The sequence below is a fragment of the Pseudarthrobacter sp. 01T43 genome, assembly GCF_056398665.1.
The window spans coordinates 76,214-93,029 of sequence record NZ_JBFTPV010000009.1; the positions used below are offsets into that span (position 1 = coordinate 76,214).

At 65.1% G+C, this 16,816-nt stretch carries 17 protein-coding genes; 8 read left to right on the top strand and 9 right to left on the bottom strand.

Annotated elements, in window-relative coordinates; all coding sequences use genetic code 11:
• Nucleotides 1-8 precede the first annotated feature (8 nt).
• Both AC1DIM_RS10880 and AC1DIM_RS10885 read left to right on the top strand, forming a co-directional pair.
• A complete protein-coding gene (locus tag AC1DIM_RS10880) occupies nt 9-1,109 on the top strand; it encodes a winged helix DNA-binding domain-containing protein (RefSeq protein WP_477710496.1) in 1,101 nt (366 codons plus the stop codon).
• 237 nt (nt 1,110-1,346) lie between these two features.
• Complete coding sequence (locus AC1DIM_RS10885; RefSeq protein ID WP_477710497.1) at nt 1,347-2,324, top strand: hypothetical protein; 978 nt, start codon at nt 1,347-1,349, stop codon at nt 2,322-2,324.
• 80 nt (nt 2,325-2,404) lie between these two features.
• Here the strand turns inward: AC1DIM_RS10885 and asd are convergent, their stop codons facing one another.
• From asd to AC1DIM_RS10930, 9 genes are all read right to left on the bottom strand, one after another.
• The gene (asd, locus tag AC1DIM_RS10890) at nt 2,405-3,535 is read right to left on the bottom strand and encodes an aspartate-semialdehyde dehydrogenase (RefSeq protein ID WP_477710498.1); all 1,131 of its coding nucleotides are present in this window, start codon (nt 3,533-3,535) and stop codon (nt 2,405-2,407) included.
• Nucleotides 3,536-3,643: 108 nt separating this feature from the next.
• On the bottom strand, nt 3,644-3,862 hold the full coding sequence (locus AC1DIM_RS10895) for an NF038396 family protein (protein ID WP_477710499.1): 219 nt from the start codon (nt 3,860-3,862) through the stop codon (nt 3,644-3,646).
• 1 nt (nt 3,863) lies between these two features.
• Entirely contained in the window at nt 3,864-4,448 is a 585-nt protein-coding gene (locus AC1DIM_RS10900; protein ID WP_477710500.1) for a dihydrofolate reductase, read from the bottom strand.
• Entirely contained in the window at nt 4,445-5,248 is an 804-nt protein-coding gene (locus tag AC1DIM_RS10905; RefSeq protein WP_477710501.1) for a thymidylate synthase, read from the bottom strand. Before AC1DIM_RS10905 ends, AC1DIM_RS10900 begins: the two co-directional genes overlap by 4 nt.
• 2 nt (nt 5,249-5,250) lie before the next feature.
• Nucleotides 5,251-5,856: a DUF1648 domain-containing protein gene (locus AC1DIM_RS10910; protein WP_477710502.1), complete on the bottom strand. Its 606-nt coding sequence runs from the start codon at nt 5,854-5,856 to the stop codon at nt 5,251-5,253.
• On the bottom strand, nt 5,750-6,718 hold the full coding sequence (locus AC1DIM_RS10915) for an NUDIX hydrolase (protein ID WP_477710503.1): 969 nt from the start codon (nt 6,716-6,718) through the stop codon (nt 5,750-5,752). The genes AC1DIM_RS10910 and AC1DIM_RS10915 overlap by 107 nt, the downstream gene beginning before the upstream one ends.
• 8 nt (nt 6,719-6,726) lie before the next feature.
• Nucleotides 6,727-8,976 carry an RNA degradosome polyphosphate kinase gene (locus AC1DIM_RS10920; protein WP_477710504.1) on the bottom strand — a complete coding sequence of 750 codons (2,250 nt, stop codon included), beginning with the start codon at nt 8,974-8,976 and terminating at the stop codon, nt 6,727-6,729.
• Nucleotides 8,977-9,125: 149 nt separating this feature from the next.
• Entirely contained in the window at nt 9,126-10,097 is a 972-nt protein-coding gene (mshD, locus tag AC1DIM_RS10925) for a mycothiol synthase (protein ID WP_477710505.1), read from the bottom strand.
• 224 nt (nt 10,098-10,321) lie between these two features.
• Entirely contained in the window at nt 10,322-11,020 is a 699-nt protein-coding gene (locus tag AC1DIM_RS10930) for a winged helix-turn-helix transcriptional regulator (protein ID WP_190987352.1), read from the bottom strand.
• Nucleotides 11,021-11,399: 379 nt separating this feature from the next.
• On the opposite strand from AC1DIM_RS10930, the gene AC1DIM_RS10935 reads away from it, so the two are divergent.
• From AC1DIM_RS10935 to AC1DIM_RS10960, 6 genes are all read left to right on the top strand, one after another.
• Complete coding sequence (locus AC1DIM_RS10935) at nt 11,400-12,134, top strand: permease (protein WP_477710529.1); 735 nt, start codon at nt 11,400-11,402, stop codon at nt 12,132-12,134.
• Nucleotides 12,135-12,302: 168 nt separating this feature from the next.
• Nucleotides 12,303-12,917 carry a nitrobindin family protein gene (locus AC1DIM_RS10940; RefSeq protein WP_477710506.1) on the top strand — a complete coding sequence of 205 codons (615 nt, stop codon included), beginning with the start codon at nt 12,303-12,305 and terminating at the stop codon, nt 12,915-12,917.
• 90 nt (nt 12,918-13,007) lie between these two features.
• Entirely contained in the window at nt 13,008-13,730 is a 723-nt protein-coding gene (locus tag AC1DIM_RS10945) for a flavodoxin family protein (RefSeq protein WP_477710507.1), read from the top strand.
• A 40-nt stretch (nt 13,731-13,770) separates the two neighbouring features.
• Nucleotides 13,771-14,853 (top strand): CAF17-like 4Fe-4S cluster assembly/insertion protein YgfZ, encoded by a 1,083-nt coding sequence (ygfZ, locus tag AC1DIM_RS10950; RefSeq protein WP_477710508.1) that lies wholly within the window; start codon nt 13,771-13,773, stop codon nt 14,851-14,853.
• Entirely contained in the window at nt 14,853-15,293 is a 441-nt protein-coding gene (locus AC1DIM_RS10955; protein WP_477710509.1) for an ankyrin repeat domain-containing protein, read from the top strand. The genes ygfZ and AC1DIM_RS10955 overlap by 1 nt, the downstream gene beginning before the upstream one ends.
• A gap of 3 nt (nt 15,294-15,296) precedes the next feature.
• Entirely contained in the window at nt 15,297-16,811 is a 1,515-nt protein-coding gene (locus tag AC1DIM_RS10960; protein ID WP_477710510.1) for a DHA2 family efflux MFS transporter permease subunit, read from the top strand.
• Nucleotides 16,812-16,816 lie beyond the last annotated feature (5 nt).

Genomic DNA, 16,816 nt, shown 5'->3' on the forward strand with positions numbered 1-16,816 from the left:
ATGAGGGCATGGCAGCGAACCGGGTAAGCCGCAAGGTCATGGGCAGGCTCCGGCTGGCCTCACAGGGTCTGCTCGGGCCGGCGCGGCCGGGCTCGGTTGCCGAGGCTGTCCGCTGGATGACGGCCACCCAGGCGCAGGACCTGCAGGCCTCACTGCTGGCCGTCGGCCTGCGGGTTCCCGGGGCAGGGCTGACGGATGTCCGGGCCGCACTGGAGGATGGCAGCGTGGTTCGCTCGTGGCCGATGCGTGGAACGCTCCACCTCGTGGCTCCGGAGGATCTGCGGTGGATGCTGGACCTCACGGCGGAACGGCTGCACCGCGTGGTTGCCGGCCGGCACCGGGAGCTCGACATCACCTGGGCGGACATCGAAAAGTGCCGCGACGTCGCTTTGGAGCGTGTGGCCGGCGGCGGGTCTGTCAGCCGCAGCGAACTCTTCGCCATGTTTGAGGCCGCAGGGCAGCCAACCACCGGCCAGCGGGGGATCCATATCCTGGGGTCGCTGTGCCGCCACGCATGGCTGGTCCAAGGCCCGCTCGCGGGAAACCAGCCGCTCTTGGTGGCGTTCGACGAGTGGATACCGGTTTCGCGGACGCTCGGGCGCCAGGCGGCCATCGCCGAATTCATGCTGCGCTATTTCCGCAGCCACGGCCCTGCCACGGTCCGCGATTTTGCCTGGTGGACGCAGCTTCCGCTGCCCGAGGTGCGGGCTGCGTTGGAGCAGATCAGCGGGCAGCTGGTGGAACTCGAGTTCGGCGGGGCCGCCTACTGGATGTCGGCGGAAACCGGGGCACTGCTCGACGACGGTGTGCCTGGCCAGCGGTCGGTGCTCCTGCTGCCTGGATTCGACGAGTTCCTGCTCGGCTATCAGGACCGGAGCCTCGTCCTGGCGCCCGAGCATGCCGACAAGATCGTCCCCGGCGGCAACGGTGTGTTCAAGAAGACCATCGTGGCCGGGGGAGAGGTGGTGGGCACCTGGGCCAGGGCAGGCACCAACAGAAACGCCGCCGTCGTACCTGAACTCTTCGACGACGCCAGGCCCCTCGGTGCCGGTGCGCAGGCTGCGTTCGCCAAGGCCGCCGAACAGTACCTCAGCTTCCTCAACACCTGACGCCGCAGGCCCCCACGCAAAAGCGGCGCCTATCCCGACCCTGCCCCGCACGAACGGCCGTTTCCCGCACGAACGGCCCTCTCCCGCATACGCGGGGCTGGCCAGCACCGCGTATGCGGGAGAGGGCCGCTGAAGCAAGGCAGAAGCGGAGGCACGCGGGCACGCCGGGCCGCGGAGTTGTCCACATAGCGTGGCTTGGACCTGCCGTTGTTTTGGTTTGTCCGGGAGCCTTGGAGCATGAATAGCGACAAGCTGCGCGTGGTCCTGGACGCACGGTGGCCGGCGTTCCCCGTGGCCTCCACCCAACAGCTGGCCGCCGCCGGACTGGACGAACGCGTGCTGACTGCAGCCGTCCGCAGCGGATTCGTCTTGAGGCTTCGTCGCGGCGCCTATGTCCGGAGCGCCGACTGGAAAGCCGCCGAGCCCTGGACCAGGGACGCCCTCAGGCTCCAGGCGCATTTCCTGTCCACCGGCGGGCTTTCCCGTTACAGCCACGTCAGCGCTGCCAGATTGCATGGCTGTCACGTTTGGGACATAGGGCCGCTGGTCCACGTCACCACGGACTACGCCAACACAACGAAGAGCGCAGGCCGCGACGTCCGGACGCACCGTATGGATCTGCAGCCCGCCGACCTTTGGACACTGTGGAGCCCGGACGCCAGGGAGATCCTGACCACTGGCATCGAACGCACAGTACTGGATTGCGCCCGTATCCTTCCACTGGAACAGGCCGCCGTGATCGGCGACCACGCACTGCGGAAGGGAGCCGGCGTCGAACGTATGCGCCATCTGTTGGAAGAGAGTCCGGTCAAGCGCGGCAGCCGCCGGGCACTTAACCTTCTAGATGTCCTCGATGGTCGGTCAGAATCGGTGGGGGAGACCCGGTTACGGCTGGTACTCCGGTCTTTCGGGCTGACCATGTTCATTCCACAATTTGAAATCCCGACCGTGAGGGGCCGCTTCAGGGCAGACTTCGCGGATCCTGAGTCGCGAGTGGTGATCGAGTTTGATGGCAGGGGGAAGTACACCGACTACAAGCCGACTGACGAGGTGCTGCTCGCCGAACGAAGCCGCGAGGATGAGCTGATCGAAGAAGGCTGGTTGGTACTCCGCGTTGAGTGGAAGCATGTGGCGCAGCCCGCAGAACTGCGCCGGCGCCTCGGGGCCGCAATGGACCGGTCCCGGATTCTGCGAGGCCAAGCTCTTGCCGGTTAACCGCGAAAGCGGCCCTGACCCGCAGGAGCGGTGCTGGGCAGCACCGCTCCTGCGGGTCAGGACCGCTCCAGGCGGCGGGGCTACAGGTTCCCGGTGGCGATGTTGAGCATGCGGCGCAGTGGCTCGGCGGCACCCCAGAGGAGCTGGTCGCCCACGGTGAACGCGCTGATGTACTCCGGTCCCATCTCCATCTTGCGGATACGGCCCACCGGGATCTCCAGCGTGCCGGAGGCGGCCACGGGGGTCAGCCCGGCCATGGAGTCTTCCTTGGTGTTGGGGATGACCTTGGCCCACTCGTTGTCCTCGGCGAGGAGCTTTTCGATCTCTGCCACGGGCAGGTCTTCGCGGAGCTTGAGCGTCAGCGCCTGGGAGTGGGAGCGCATGGCGCCGATGCGGATGCACAGGCCGTCCATGATGATCCGGTTCTCGTCCGAGGTGCCCAGGATTTTGTTGGTCTCCACACCGGCCTTCCACTCTTCCTTGGACTGCCCGTTGCCCAGGTCCGCATCGATCCAGGGGATCAGGGAGCCGGCCAGCGGCACGCCGAACTGGGTGGCGTCGATGTCGGTGCGCTGGTGGGCCAGGACCTTGCGGTCGATTTCCAGGATGGCCGACGCCGGGTCGTCCAGTTCCGAGCTGACCTCGGCGTTGAGCGTTCCGAACTGGCTGAGCAGCTCGCGCATGTGCCGGGCACCGCCGCCGGAGGCTGCCTGGTAGGTCATGGAGGTGCCCCATTCGACGAGGCCGTTCTTGAACAGCCCGCCCAGGCCCATGAGCATGCAGGAGACGGTGCAGTTGCCGCCGATGAAGTCCTTGGTGCCGTTGACCAGGCCCTTGTCGATGACGTCGCGGTTGATCGGGTCGAGCACGATGATCGAATCGTCGTTCATTCGCAGGGTGGACGCGGCGTCGATCCAGAGGCCGTCCCAGCCGCGGCCACGCAGCTCAGTGTGCACTCGCTTGGTGTAGTCCCCGCCCTGTGCGGTGACAATAATGGGCAGCTTCGCCAGGGTGTCGACGTCGAACGCGTCTTCGAGCTTGCCGGCACCATCAGCGAATGAGGGGGCGGCACCTCCCGCGTTGGACGTGGAGAAGAATACCGGGTTGAGGTTGGCGAAGTCGCCCTCGTCCTGCATGCGCTGCATCAGGACGGAGCCGACCATGCCGCGCCATCCGACCAGGCCGACGGAGGGGGTAGCTGCTGTAGTCATTCGTACAGTTTAGACTTCGGAACCGGAAGGGCGCAGTCGGTTACGTCACTGGCAGGTGGGAAGTGACAAGGCGGACGGGGACGAGGATCCCACGCTCCGGGGAAGGGGCTACTTCCGGGTGGACTCCTCCAGCACGGCAGCCTTCCGCGCCCGCAACGCAAAGAAGGCGCCGAAAGTGAAGACCTGCGTGACCACCACCAGCACGATGGCGCCGGCGATCTTGTTGCCGCCCAGGATCATGGTCAGGCCAACGATCGCGGACAGCAGCGCGAGCAGCGGCAGGAGCATATAGCCCAGTACAAACAGTGTTTCCGGTTTCTTCAACATCTCAGCCTTGCGTCCTAACCCATTTGGTAAACCTGTAACGCGTCCCGTTCGCTGCCGTCAGCCAGCCGTCCGGCGGGACAGCGGCGGCCGCCTCCCACGTCTCGTCGAGCTCGGGAGCGTACGTATCGCCGTCGGCCTCCACATCGATGGTGGTGACCACCGCGACGTTGGCGAGTTCGGTGGACTGTCGGAACACTTCGCCGCCGCCCAGGATCCAGACCGTCTCGCCGCCGTCGACGAACTGGGACTCGAGGAGCGCATCATCCAAGGAAGGAACTACGACGGCGCCCTCCGCCTCGGGTGATTCGCCCCAGTTTTTCTGCCGGGTGATCACAATGTTCGTGCGGCCGGGCAGCGGACGGTACTTGTCCGGGAAGGACAGCCACGTCTTGCGGCCCATGATCACCGGGTGCCCCACGGTGAGCCGGGTGAAGTGCTTCATGTCTTCCGGCAGGTCCCACGGCATGTCGCCGTCCTTGCCGATCACGCCACCGGAGGTCTGCGCCCACACCAGGCCGACGCCGGTGACGGTATCGGCCAGCTCCTCGCTGAAGGCCTGGGAATCTGCTGTGTTCTCGGTGCTCATACGGCGATCGGAGCCTTAATCGTGGGGTGGTGCTGGTAGCCCACCACTTCGAAATCTTCCAGTGTGTAGTCGAAGATCGACGCCGGCTTCCGGGTGATCTTCAGCTGCGGGTACTCATACGGTTCACGGTCCAGCTGCTTCAAAACCTGGTCCATGTGGTTCTCATAGATGTGGACGTCGCCGCCCGTCCAGACAAACTCGCCTGGTTCCAGCCCGACCTGCTGCGCAATCATGCAGGTCAAAAGCGCGTAGGAGGCAATGTTGAATGGCACGCCCAGGAACATGTCGGCGGACCTTTGGTACAACTGGCAGGACAGTTTGCCGTCCGCCACGTAGAACTGGAAGAACGCGTGGCACGGCGGCAGTGCCATGTTCTTGAGTTCGGAGACGTTCCACGCGGACACGATGTGCCGGCGGGAATCCGGGTTGGACTTCAGGTTCTCCACCAACTCGGCGATCTGGTCAACGTGGCCACCGTCAGGGGTAGGCCAACTGCGCCACTGGACGCCGTAGACGGGGCCGAGTTCGCCTTCGGCGTCGGCCCATTCGTTCCAAATGGTCACCCCCAGGTCCTGCATCCATTTCACGTTCGATTCGCCGCGCAGGAACCACAGGAGTTCAACCGCCACTGACTTGAAATGCACCCGCTTGGTGGTGATCAGCGGGAAGCTTTTGGCCAGGTCGAAGCGGATCTGGCGGCCGAAAACACTGGTGGTTCCGGTGCCGGTGCGGTCGGATTTGTGCGTGCCGTGGTCGAGGACATCGCGCAGGAGGTCTTCATAAGGCGTCGGGATGCTCACGGCTAAAGTCTACCGGGGCGGCCGGCGGGAGCAGCGCTGGTGGCGGCGGATGACATGACCCGGGCGATGATGACCGTGGTGTAGACCATGATGGCCAGCACAGGAACCCAGATGACGGCGGCTCCGGTCAGTCCCAGCCAGCCCTGGATGCTTAGCCAGCTGAACAGCACTGACATTGCGGGTGTGATCGCGGCAAGGATGTGTCGGCCGGCTTCCGCGTTGGCCTCCGCGAGCGCAGCGTCCTGGCCCCCCATCTGCAGCGAACGGGCCGGCAGGAACCGGTGCAGCAGCCACAGGAAGGTCACTGTTCCGGTTCCGATCAGCAGTGGCGAAAAGACAGCCAGCACCGACTTCGCGGTGAACTCATCGGCCTCTCCGGCGCCGTTCCAGTGCACTGGAACAGGATCCGGCATCCCGCGATACAGGGCTGCGCCGACTCCAGCCGTGGCCAATAACAGCAGGAGGGAAGGGATGAACCACGTCCGCAAGCGCATCGGTTTCTCAGTCGTCGAAAGGCTTGAACTGTTCCACTGCCACGATGCGTTGCTTGTGGTTGGTCGCCACATGGCAGACCACCAGTTCCCCGGGAGAGAGGAACGGGTCCGCATCCGGCAGGAGGGCCCGCAACCTGCCCGGCATGTGCTTGCCCAACTGGGCCAGGACGGTGGGGAGCGCCGGCCGGTGCGTGCAGACGGCCACTGGCTGCTGCTTGTCCAGAAGCGACTCAACGACGGCACCCGTCTTCTTGGGGGTGCGGGCGTGCCGGTGTTCCGTCAGCGCATCGATAAGTTTGACCTTTGCTCCTGACGCCTTCAAATAGGGCGCCACCGTGGACACGCAGCGCCGCCAGGGGCTCGTGACCACGCGCGGCGGCTGCCAGGCCTGAAGCAGCCGGCCGACGGCCTGCGCCTGCCGGATGCCGGTAGCCGCCAGGGGCCGCTCACCCTCCGCCTTGGTCCAGGACGAGCGGGGTTTGGCCTTCGCATGGCGCACCACAATGAGCGGCCACGTGTCCAACTGGTCGTTTTTGTGGGCGGCCCGCAAATGATCCAGCGGGACGACGTCGGACGGGTTGGACAGCAGCCCGGCGGCGGTTTGGGGGGCGCACCAGACTACCCGGTCCACTTCCTTGCCGTCCGGAACCAGCTTGGCCCCGTTAACCTTGATCGCCCAGTAATGAACCACCTTAAGGCCGGAAGCCACGTGGTAGTGGATGGGTGGCAAGGGAATGCCCAGGGGCGCTGACAGCCCAATCTCCTCGCGCACCTCACGGGCGGCGCACTCGGGAATGGTCTCGCCGGCGTCGATTTTGCCTTTAGGCCAGGACCAGTCGTCGTACTGGGGCCGGTGGATCAGGAGGACCTCAAGGCCGTTGGAGTTAACCCGCCAGGGAATGGCCCCGGCAGCAACCACCGCGACTGTTTCGCCGGGATGGTCTGTCTGGTCTGCTACGAGGATGTCGCTCGACAACGCCGGCCCTACCGCCGGCTCAAGCTGCGCTGGCGGTCACGCGATGCCAACAGCCACGACTGGATGTCCTCAAGGGGCGTGCCGTCGTCGGAAATGTGGTGGCGGTTCCACAGTCCCTCGTTGTCCAAGTGCCAGCTGGCCGTCTCCGGATCCATGTACCGGCGCAGCAGGTCCAGGACGTAGGTGATGTCATCCGGGTTGGTCAGTTGGACCAGGGCCTCGACCCTGCGGTCCAGGTTGCGGTGCATCATGTCGGCCGAGCCGATGTAGACCACGGGGTTCCCGCCGTTGGCGAAGGCGAACACCCGGGAGTGCTCAAGGAAACGGCCCAGCACGGAACGAACCGTGATGTTCTCGCTGAGGCCGGGGACCCCCGGACGCAGCGAGCAGATGCCGCGCACAATGACGTCCACCATCACACCCGCCTGCGATGCGCGGTAGAGCGAATCGATGATGGCCTCATCCACCATGGAGTTGACCTTGATCTGCACCCGGGCGGCAAGCCCGGCACGGGCGTTGCGGATTTCGGTCTCGATCCGGTCAATCAGCCCCGAGCGGACAGAGCGGGGAGCCACCAGCAGGCGCTTGAACGTGGATTTGGGTGCGTAGCCGGAAAGCTGGTTGAACAGCTTGGAAAGATCCTCGCCCACCTGCTCGTTGGCGGTCAGCAGGCCAAGATCCTCGTAATAGCGGGCGGTGCGGGGATGATAGTTGCCGGTGCCGATGTGGCAGTAGCGGCGAAGCCCGTCCACTTCCTGCCGGACCACCAGCGACAACTTGCAGTGCGTCTTCAATCCCACAATCCCGTACACCACGTGAACGCCGGCCTGTTCGAGCTTGCGGGCCCAGGAAATGTTGGCCTGCTCATCGAAGCGGGCCTTGATCTCCACCAGCGCCAGCACCTGCTTGCCCGACTCGGCCGCGTCGATCAGGGCGTCAACAATGGGGGAGTCGCCCGAAGTCCGGTACAGGGTCTGCTTGATTGCCTGCACCTTGGGGTCGGTTGCTGCCTGTTCCAGGAACGCCTGCACCGATGTGGAGAAGGAGTCATAGGGGTGGTGGAGCAGGATGTCGCGGCGGCGCATGGCCGAAAAAACGTTGGCGGCCTTGGATGTCTCGGATTCGTTGAGGAACCGGGACGTGTGCGGCATGTGCTTCGGATAATGGAGGTCGGCGCGGTCGATGCCGGCAATGACGGAAAGCCCGCGGAGGTCAAGCGGTGCGGGAAGCGAATAGACCTCGGACTCTTCCACCCCGAGTTCGCGGATCAGGAGCGCGCGGATGTTCGGGTTGATGTCATTGCTGACCTCGAGGCGGACGGGCGGCCCGAACCGGCGGCGCAGCAGTTCCTTCTCAAGCGCCTGCAGCAGGTTTTCGGCGTCGTCCTCTTCAACTTCCAGGTCCTCGTTGCGGGTGACGCGGAAGATGTGGTGTTCCAGGACTTCCATGCCGGCGAAAAGCTTGTCCAGATGGACGGCGATGACCTCTTCGAGCGCGATGAAACGCGCCACGCGCCCTGCAATGGCACCGGCGCGCGGACCGTCGATGGAAATCAGGCGGGGAAGCTGGTCCGGAACCTTAAGGCGGGCGAAGAGTTCCTTGTCGCTTACGGGGTTGCGCACCACCACCGCCAGGTTCAGCGATAGTCCCGAGATGTAAGGGAAGGGATGCGCCGGGTCGACGGCGAGCGGCGTCAGGATGGGGAAGACCTTTTCGGCGAACATCGCGCTGAGGTGCTGCTTGGCGGCGTCGTCCAGTTCGTCCCAGTGCATCAGATGGATATGCTCGTAGGCCAGTGCTGGCCGGATCTGCTCCGCGTAGACCTGGGCGTGGCGCTGCTGGAGGCGGTGGGCTTCGTCGCCGATCTTTTCGAGGACCTCCACCGGGCTGAGGCCGGCGGGGGAGGGGACTGCGAGGCCCGTGGCGATACGCCGCTTGAGGCCGGCCACACGGACCATAAAGAATTCGTCCAGGTTGGACGCGAAGATGGAAAGGAAGGCGACGCGCTCCAACAGGTGGAGGTTCGGGTCCTCGGCCAACTCCAGGACCCGGGAGTTGAAGGCAAGCCAGCTCAGCTCGCGGTCGAGGAAACGGTCGGGCCGGATGTCGCCTTCCGGCACGAGGCTGGGCGCAAACTCAGGAATGTCGATCCGGTCCTGCGTGGCGCGCGAAGCCGGTACTTCGGATGAGCCGAAGCGGGCCCGCACGGGTGCTGAAGTGCCCTTGGACGTGGCTGTTCCCGCGGGTTCCGGTTTCATGGTGTCTCCTCTTACCTGGCGCTTGATGCTGGCCCACCGCCGGCGCGGTTCCCTACCAACCTTACAATCAAACGGGGTCCGCTGGCCCTGTGCTTAGGGCCAGAGGAAGCCTTTCGTCCAGCGAGCCGGATACCTCACCCGAGGGGAAGCTATGCCGTGGTCACAGGCCCGTACTGCACGTCCATGTCCCAGCGCGTGAAACCCAGGCCACGGTAAAGGGAGACGGCCGCCGTGTTGTCCGCGTCCGTGTACAGCATGACGGCGTGCAGCCCCAGGCCCTGCAGGTACCTGATCCCGGCAACAGTGAGCGCCTTGCCCAGGCCCATGCCCTGCGCAGCCGGGGTGACTCCCACCGCATACACTTCACCGATCGCCGGGTGTGAGCCATGCCGTGGGTGGACCTTGGTCCAATGGAAACCCAGGAGTTGGCCGTCCGCGTCCACGGCAAGCAGGAAGCCGGCGGGATCAAACCAGTCCTCGGCCATCCGGGCATCCAGGTCCGCACGGGTCAAGGAGCCCTGTTCAGGGTGATGGGCGAAGGCGGCACGGTTCGCCGAAAGCCAGCCGTCCTCATCCCGGCCCGGCACGAAGGCTCGGAGCGTGACGTTGTCCGGAAGGCCGACGTCGGGCAGTTCAGCGGTGGCGGTGGTCAGCCTCATCTTCCAGAGCTCCCGCACCGGGCCATAGCCGTAACGGGCGGCGAGGTCCGCTGCCGCCTCGTGGTTGCCGTGCGACCACGCCTTCAAACCGTTAAGGCCGCGCCCGGATTTCAGCGAACCTACCAGGCGGTCCGCCACGCCTTGGTTGCGGTAGCTGGGGTGGACCGCAATCTCCAGCAGCCCGCTGCCGTCGGCTTCTTCCACCACCACTGCGAACCCGGCCAGGTCCTGGCCGGAGGACGGGTCCGAGTCCTCGTCCGGGGCGTAGAGGGCAAGAGCCAGGAGGGAATGCTCGGCGGAATCCCCGGCGCGGAGCGTCACCACTGTCTGCTCGGACAGCGAGGGGTTGCCGTCGGATTCCTCGGCGGCGGCCAGGAGCCCCAGGCAGTCCTTCAGCAGTTGCTCATCCACACCGCCGTGGACAACGAGGACGGGCCATTTTTCCGGGTGCGCAGGACTCATGAGGCTAGGCTATACGTCCGGGCCGGAACGTGCCCCGATTTGATGCCGCCCCTGCGGTTACGTATAGTCGATATCTCACCCGGCAGGAGACTGGCGGGAGCGAGGGGGATCCACCAGTGGGGTGGCCTCGATACGTTCGACCCGTATGTCCTCCACGAACAGACAAAAGCAACAGCCCCGGACCGGCGGTCCGGGGCTGTTGCGTTAATTCTGGATGCCGGCGGTCAGGCTTCCGTCAGTTCGTCCTCTTGCTGCCGTACGAGCGTCAGGCGGTAGCCGACGTTGCGGACGGTGCTGATCAGGTTTTCATGGTCCGCGCCGAGTTTGGCCCGGAGACGGCGGACATGGACGTCAACGGTGCGGGTGCCGCCGTAGTAGTCATAACCCCACACCTCGGTGAGCAGTTGCTGGCGGGTGAAGACGCGGCCGGGGTGCTGGGCCAGGTATTTGAGAAGTTCAAACTCCTTGAACGTCAGGTTCAGCGGTGCGCCGTTGACACGGGCCGTGTAACTGGCCTCGTCGATGACCACCCCCGCTGCCCGGATCTCCGTGGGAGCATCGTCCTGTTCGGGTACAGCCCTCGCCACCGAGAGCCTGATGCGCGCTTCCACCTCGGCCGGACCGGCGGAGTCGAGCACGATGTCGTCCACAGCCCAGGCCGAAGAAACGGCAGCCATGCCGCCTTCAGTGAGGATCAGGACAAGCGGTGCGCTCAGGCCGGTGGCCTTCAGTAGCTGCGTGAGTGAACGGGCACCCACCAGGTCCTTGCGCGCATCCAGCAGCACGATGTCGCAGGGATCAGTCTCCAGCAGGGCGGTTGGCTCAGCGGCGAGGATGTGCACGCGATGGTTCAGTAATTCAAGGGCAGGCAGAATGTCCACCGATGAACCAGTGCTGTTCGTCAATAGCAGGATGTGCGACATTGTTCCTCCAAGGGGCGTCCGCGCATCTTCGGGCGACTGAACCGGGTTTTCACCGGCCGGAACCAGCTCACTGCCACGATCGAGGCCGGCAAAGCATCTGTCCGGCCGGCAACCGTTGCAGGAAGCGTAGCTGAACTTTGAGTATACCGAACGGCGTTCCCGCGAACAGGGATTCCGGCCCAGCAGACCTTCGTTTTGCGACATATCCGAGTCACATAAGGCAGGATTGAGCCGTGGGGCAGAATGCCCTCCCGCGGAGGGCAAGGCCGCCGGGTTATAGCCAGAATGGGAATGCAACGAATTGAGTGCAGTGTCGAAGCGGCGGACCGGAAGGACTGGGATCAGCGTGAGCGGGGAAGAACAGGCCCCGGCGCGGTCACTGGGCTCCTGGGTCATTGGCCTGATAGGCGTGGCGGGTCTCGTAGCCATCATCGTTGGCGTGTACGTCTCGCAGGAGGCGCTCGTCGGCGTTGCAGGTGCCATTGCTGTGGCGGTAGGCATCGGCTGGCCCCACTTCCTCCGAATTCCGGCGAAGAAAACGCTCGCCACTGTCATTGCCCTGCCGGGCGTTGGGTCCGCAATCGCCGCAGGCCTGGTCCCGGCGCCGGGTTTCCTGGACTGGACACCCGCCTTCATGGCGTTGGGGATGATGGCCGTCTTCGTGGTGCAGCTCATCCGAGGCACCGGCCAGGCCCAGCGGCTGGAATCCACGCTGGGCTGCTGCGCCGGTGTGCTCCTCTCCTGCCTCGGCGCCGGATGGGTTGCCGGTGCCCGGTTCAACGGGGTCCGCGAAATGATGCTGGTGGCAGCCATCAGTGCCGCCGTGGCTCTGTGCGCCGGGCTGATCCGCTGGCCGGACAGGGTGGTTGCTCCGCTGGGGATCGTCCTGGCGGGTCTCGCGGGACCGCTCGCAGGGCTGGTCTTCTCGGACCTTGCTGTGTTGCCCGCCGCGATTTTCGGCGTGGTGGTGGGCGCGGTCCTGGTGAGCTTCCGCCGGCTTGTCACACTCCGCGGCGCTCCGCTGAATCTCGCCGCAGCCCTTAGCATGGGTCTGGCACCCGTGTCCGCTGTGGGTTCCCTTGCCTACTTCATAGACAAACTACTCATCTACTAACGGTTAGGATGGCATCATGTCCGTACTTGCATTTGAAATCTTCTTCCTTGTCCTGCTCGGCGTCGCCAGCCTTTCCATGGCCTGGTTTGCCGGCTTTGTGGTCTACCGCCTGTTCAAAGGCCAGAAGTAAACCCGTCCCGCAGCTAGCGATTTCCTGAGGTAATTGTTGTGCCGATTGAGATTCCTACAGACCTGACACCGGAACTTGTTCCGCTTTCCTGGCTCATTGGTGAGTGGGAGGGCAGCGGCCGGCTCGGCAGCGGGGATGAGGATTCGGAACACTTCGTCCAGCACGTCTCCTTCACACACAACGGACTGCCGTATCTGCAGTACCGTGCGGAGAGCTGGTTGACGGACGACGACGGAACCCGCCTTCGGCCGCTCACGGTTGAGACCGGTTTCTGGGCGCTTGAGCGCAAACAGTTGGACGCCGACGGCGGCCCGGGCCTGATCCCGGCCGACATCGTTCCGGCGCTCAAGAGCGCCGACGAGGTCGAAGCCCTGCGCAACAAGGACGGCGGCTTCGATATCTCCGTGTCCATCGCGCATCCCGGCGGCATCTCCGAGCTCTACTACGGGCAGATCAAGGGCCCGCAGATCCAGCTCACCACCGACATGGTGATGCGCGGAAGCCACTCGAAGGACTACAGCGCTGCCACGCGCATCTTCGGCCTGGTGGACGGCAACCTGCTCTGGCGCTGGGACGTCGCCGCAGGTGGGGCCGCGAACCCAGGCAGCGGCCTTGAAGCGCACGCTTCTGCGTTCCTGAAGAAAGTCTCCTGACGCCGCCCCTGATTCGCTGACCATCAGTAGACTTGGTTTCCACAGCCCAGTCCGCACGGGTCAGCCCGTGCCAGTGAACCAGGGAGCATCATGGCGGCACCGCAGAACACCTCGGATTACAGCGACCTGAAGGCACTGTTCTTCAACGGGACGCTGAAAAAGTCGCCGGAAACCAGCAACACCGGGGGCCTCGTTGAGGTCAGCCGCCTCATTATGGAAAAGCAGGGCGTGAGTACGCGGGTGATCAGGACGGTGGATCACGACATCGCCAGCGGCGTGTACCCGGACATGACCGAGCACGGCTGGACAACCGATGAGTGGCCGGCGCTATACCCGGCTGTTGAAGAAGCAGACATCGTAGTGGTGGCCGGTCCCATCTGGCTTGGTGATAACTCCTCGCAGACCAAGAAGCTCATTGAGCGGCTCTATGCCCACTCGGGCCAACTCAACAGCAAAGGCCAGTGGGCGTTCTACCCCAAAGTGGGCGGCTGCCTCATCACCGGCAACGAAGACGGCATCAAGCACTGCTCCATGAACGTCCTCTACAGCCTGCAGCACATCGGCTTCACCATCCCGCCCCAGGCGGACGCCGGCTGGATCGGACCCGTGGGTCCGGGGCCGAGCTACCTGGACGAAGGATCCGGCGGCCCGGAGTCCGACTTCACGAACCGCAACACCACCTTCATGACCTGGAACCTGCTGCATCTTGCCCGGATACTCAAGGACGCCGGCGGGATTCCCGCTTACGGCAACCTTCCTGAAGAATGGAAAGCCGGTACGCGCTTCGATTTCGAAAACCCGGAGTACCGCTAGCCGGCCGGAATACTCACTGACTAAAGGACGTTGCGCCAGTATGACTACCCCCAGCCCACTCCTGTCGCGCCCTGGCGCCGTCGAGGCTGCCGGCGCGGACGCCGGCGTCGCAGCCCACTACGGTGAGCCGTTGCGCGAGCAGCGCGCGCTCGCAGCCGGAACCGCCGTCGTCGACCTTTCCCATCGTGGTGTGGTGACCGTTAGCGGTCCGGACCGGCTGACGTGGCTGAACACCCTGTCCTCGCAACAGGTCACCGGCCTGCAGCCGCGGGAATCCAGCGAACTGCTCCTGCTGAGCGTCCAGGGCCGAATCGAGTTCGACGCCCGGGTAGTGGACGACGGCGGCACCACCTGGCTGATCGTCGAGGCCGCCGAGGCTGCGCCGCTGGCTGAGTGGCTGAACAAGATGAAGTTCATGCTCCGGGTGGAAATCAGCGACGTCTCCGGCGACTGGGCGGTGCTCGGGTCCGCCAAGGAGGTAGCCGAGTGGGCCGGCCTGCTCGCCTGGCGCGACCCGTGGCCGCACGTGGGTGCCGGGGGTTACTCGTATTCGGTGGTTCCCGAAGAAGGACACCCAGGCCTCGAACGTCCGTGGATCGAGTACCTGGTGCCCGCCGCCGAGCTGGAGCAGACGGTGGCCGACCGCCCGCTGGCCGGGATGCTGGCCGCCGAAGCCCTTCGCATCGCCGCTTGGCGACCCCGGCTGGGCGCTGAAACCGACGACAAAACCATTCCGCACGAACTGGACCTCCTCCGCACCGCGGTGCACCTGGCCAAGGGCTGCTACAAGGGCCAGGAGACCATCGCGCGGGTGCATAACCTGGGACACCCGCCGCGCCGGCTTGTCTTCCTGCAGCTGGATGGGTCCCAGCACACCATGCCTGCACCGGGCAGCCAGGTCCTGCTCGGCGAGCGGAAGGTGGGCACAGTGACCTCCGTGGCGCAGCACTACGAGATGGGTCCGATTGCCTTGGCGGTCATCAAGCGTTCCGTGGCGCCGGATGAAATTCTGACCGTGCTGGACGGCGAGGAACACTACACCGCCGCCCAGGAAGTGATCGTTGCCCCCGATGCCGGCCAGGTCGTCGGGCGCCAGACAGGATTCCTCAGGGGGACCCGCTGATGACCGAATACTCCGCACCGGGCTCAACGCCGCCGGGCTCCACGACAGCCGGCGCTCAAGCGCCTGACGAGGAAACCCTCGCCTTGGCAGAGAAGCTCTTCCAGGCCGCCCGGGAGGGGGACACCGGGCTCCTGCGGGCGTACCTGGACGCCGGCGCCCCGGCTTCCATGACCAACGCCGCCGGGGACTCCCTCCTGATGCTCGCCGCCTACCATGGCCACGCCGGGACGGTGCAGCTGATCCTCCAGCACGGGGCCGAGGCCGACAAGGCAAACGACCGCGGCCAGACGCCGCTGGCCGGCGCTGCCTTCAAGGGGTACACGGACGTCGCCAAAGTCCTGCTGGAGGCCGGTGCTGATCCGGACTCCGGCACCCCCTCAGCGCGCGCGGCGGCGCAGATGTTCGCCCGCACCGAAATCCTCAACCTCCTGGAAAGCTGACCTTTGGAAAATGTAGCAAGGCCGTGGCCCGCCCTCTGGTCCCTCGTGATCGGGTTCTTCATGATCCTGATCGACACCACCATCGTCTCCGTGGCCAATCCCAGGATCATGGAAGGCCTCAATGCGGACATCAATTCCGTCATCTGGGTGACCAGTGCATACCTTCTGGCGTACGCCGTCCCGTTGCTCATCACGGGCAGGCTGGGCGACCGCTTCGGGCCAAAGAGGCTTTACCTTTCAGGTTTGGTGGTCTTCACCCTCGCATCGCTTTGGTGTGGACTGTCGGGTGACATCAGTACCCTCATCATGGCCCGCGTTCTGCAGGGTCTGGGTGCGGCCGTGATGACGCCGCAAACCATGGCAGTTATCACCCGGATCTTTCCGCCGGACCGCCGCGGCGCAGCCATGGGCATCTGGGGCGCCACCGCCGGCGTGGCAACGCTGGTTGGCCCCATCCTCGGCGGCGTCCTGGTGGACGGCCTGGGCTGGGAGTGGATCTTCTTCATCAACATCCCGGTGGGCGTCGTCGGCTTCATCCTTGCGTGGCGGTTCGTTCCCTCACTCAGCACCCACCCGCACAAATTCGACATCCCGGGCGTGCTGCTCAGCGCCGCCGGCCTCTTTCTGCTGGTTTTCGGCATCCAGGAAGGCGAGACCTACAACTGGGGGACCATCACCGGGCCCATCACGGTGTGGGGACTCATCATTGCCGGCATTGCCGTCCTGGTGGTCTTCGTACTTTGGCAGCGGTTCAACAAAGGTGAGCCGCTACTGCCCCTGGCACTCTTCAGCGACCGCAATTTCTCGCTCGCGAATATCGGCATCACCACCGTGGGTTTCACGGTCACAGCCTTTAGCCTGCCCCTGATTTTCTATTACCAGGTGGTCCGCGGCCTGACACCCACCCAGTCCGCGCTGATGATGGTTCCCATGGCCGTGATTTCCGGCGGTCTTGCCCCGGTGGTGGGCAAGATCATTGACCGCGTCAATCCGAAGTACATCACCGCCGCAGGCCTGGTCCTGATGTCCGTGGCGCTCTTCTGGAACTCGGCACTGATGCATCCGGATACGCCCATCTGGCTGTTCCTCCTGCCGAGCGCCGTGCTGGGGTTCGCCAACGCCGGGATCTGGGCTCCGCTGAGTACCACTGCAACCCGCAACCTCCCGCCGCGCCAGGCCGGCGCCGGGTCCGGCGTCTACAACACCACCCGACAGATCGGTGCGGTGCTGGGCAGTGCCGCCATTGCCGTGCTGATTCAGGCGAGGCTTGCGGCCGAGTTGCCGCGTGCGCCCGGGGGCGCGAGTCCCATGTCGTTCGGGGGAACCCTGCCTGAGGCCTTGCATGAAGGATTCTCGACGGCGATGGGCCAGTCCATCATGCTGCCGGCTGCAGTGATCCTGCTTGGGGCGGCCGTGGCCCTGTTCTTCGCCAAGCCAAAGGCCGTTGCTGGTTGGGGTGCAGGACCTGCGCCTGCGGCGGCCGGGGAAGCCTCGGAAGGTGCTGCCCGGCCCGCATAGCCGGA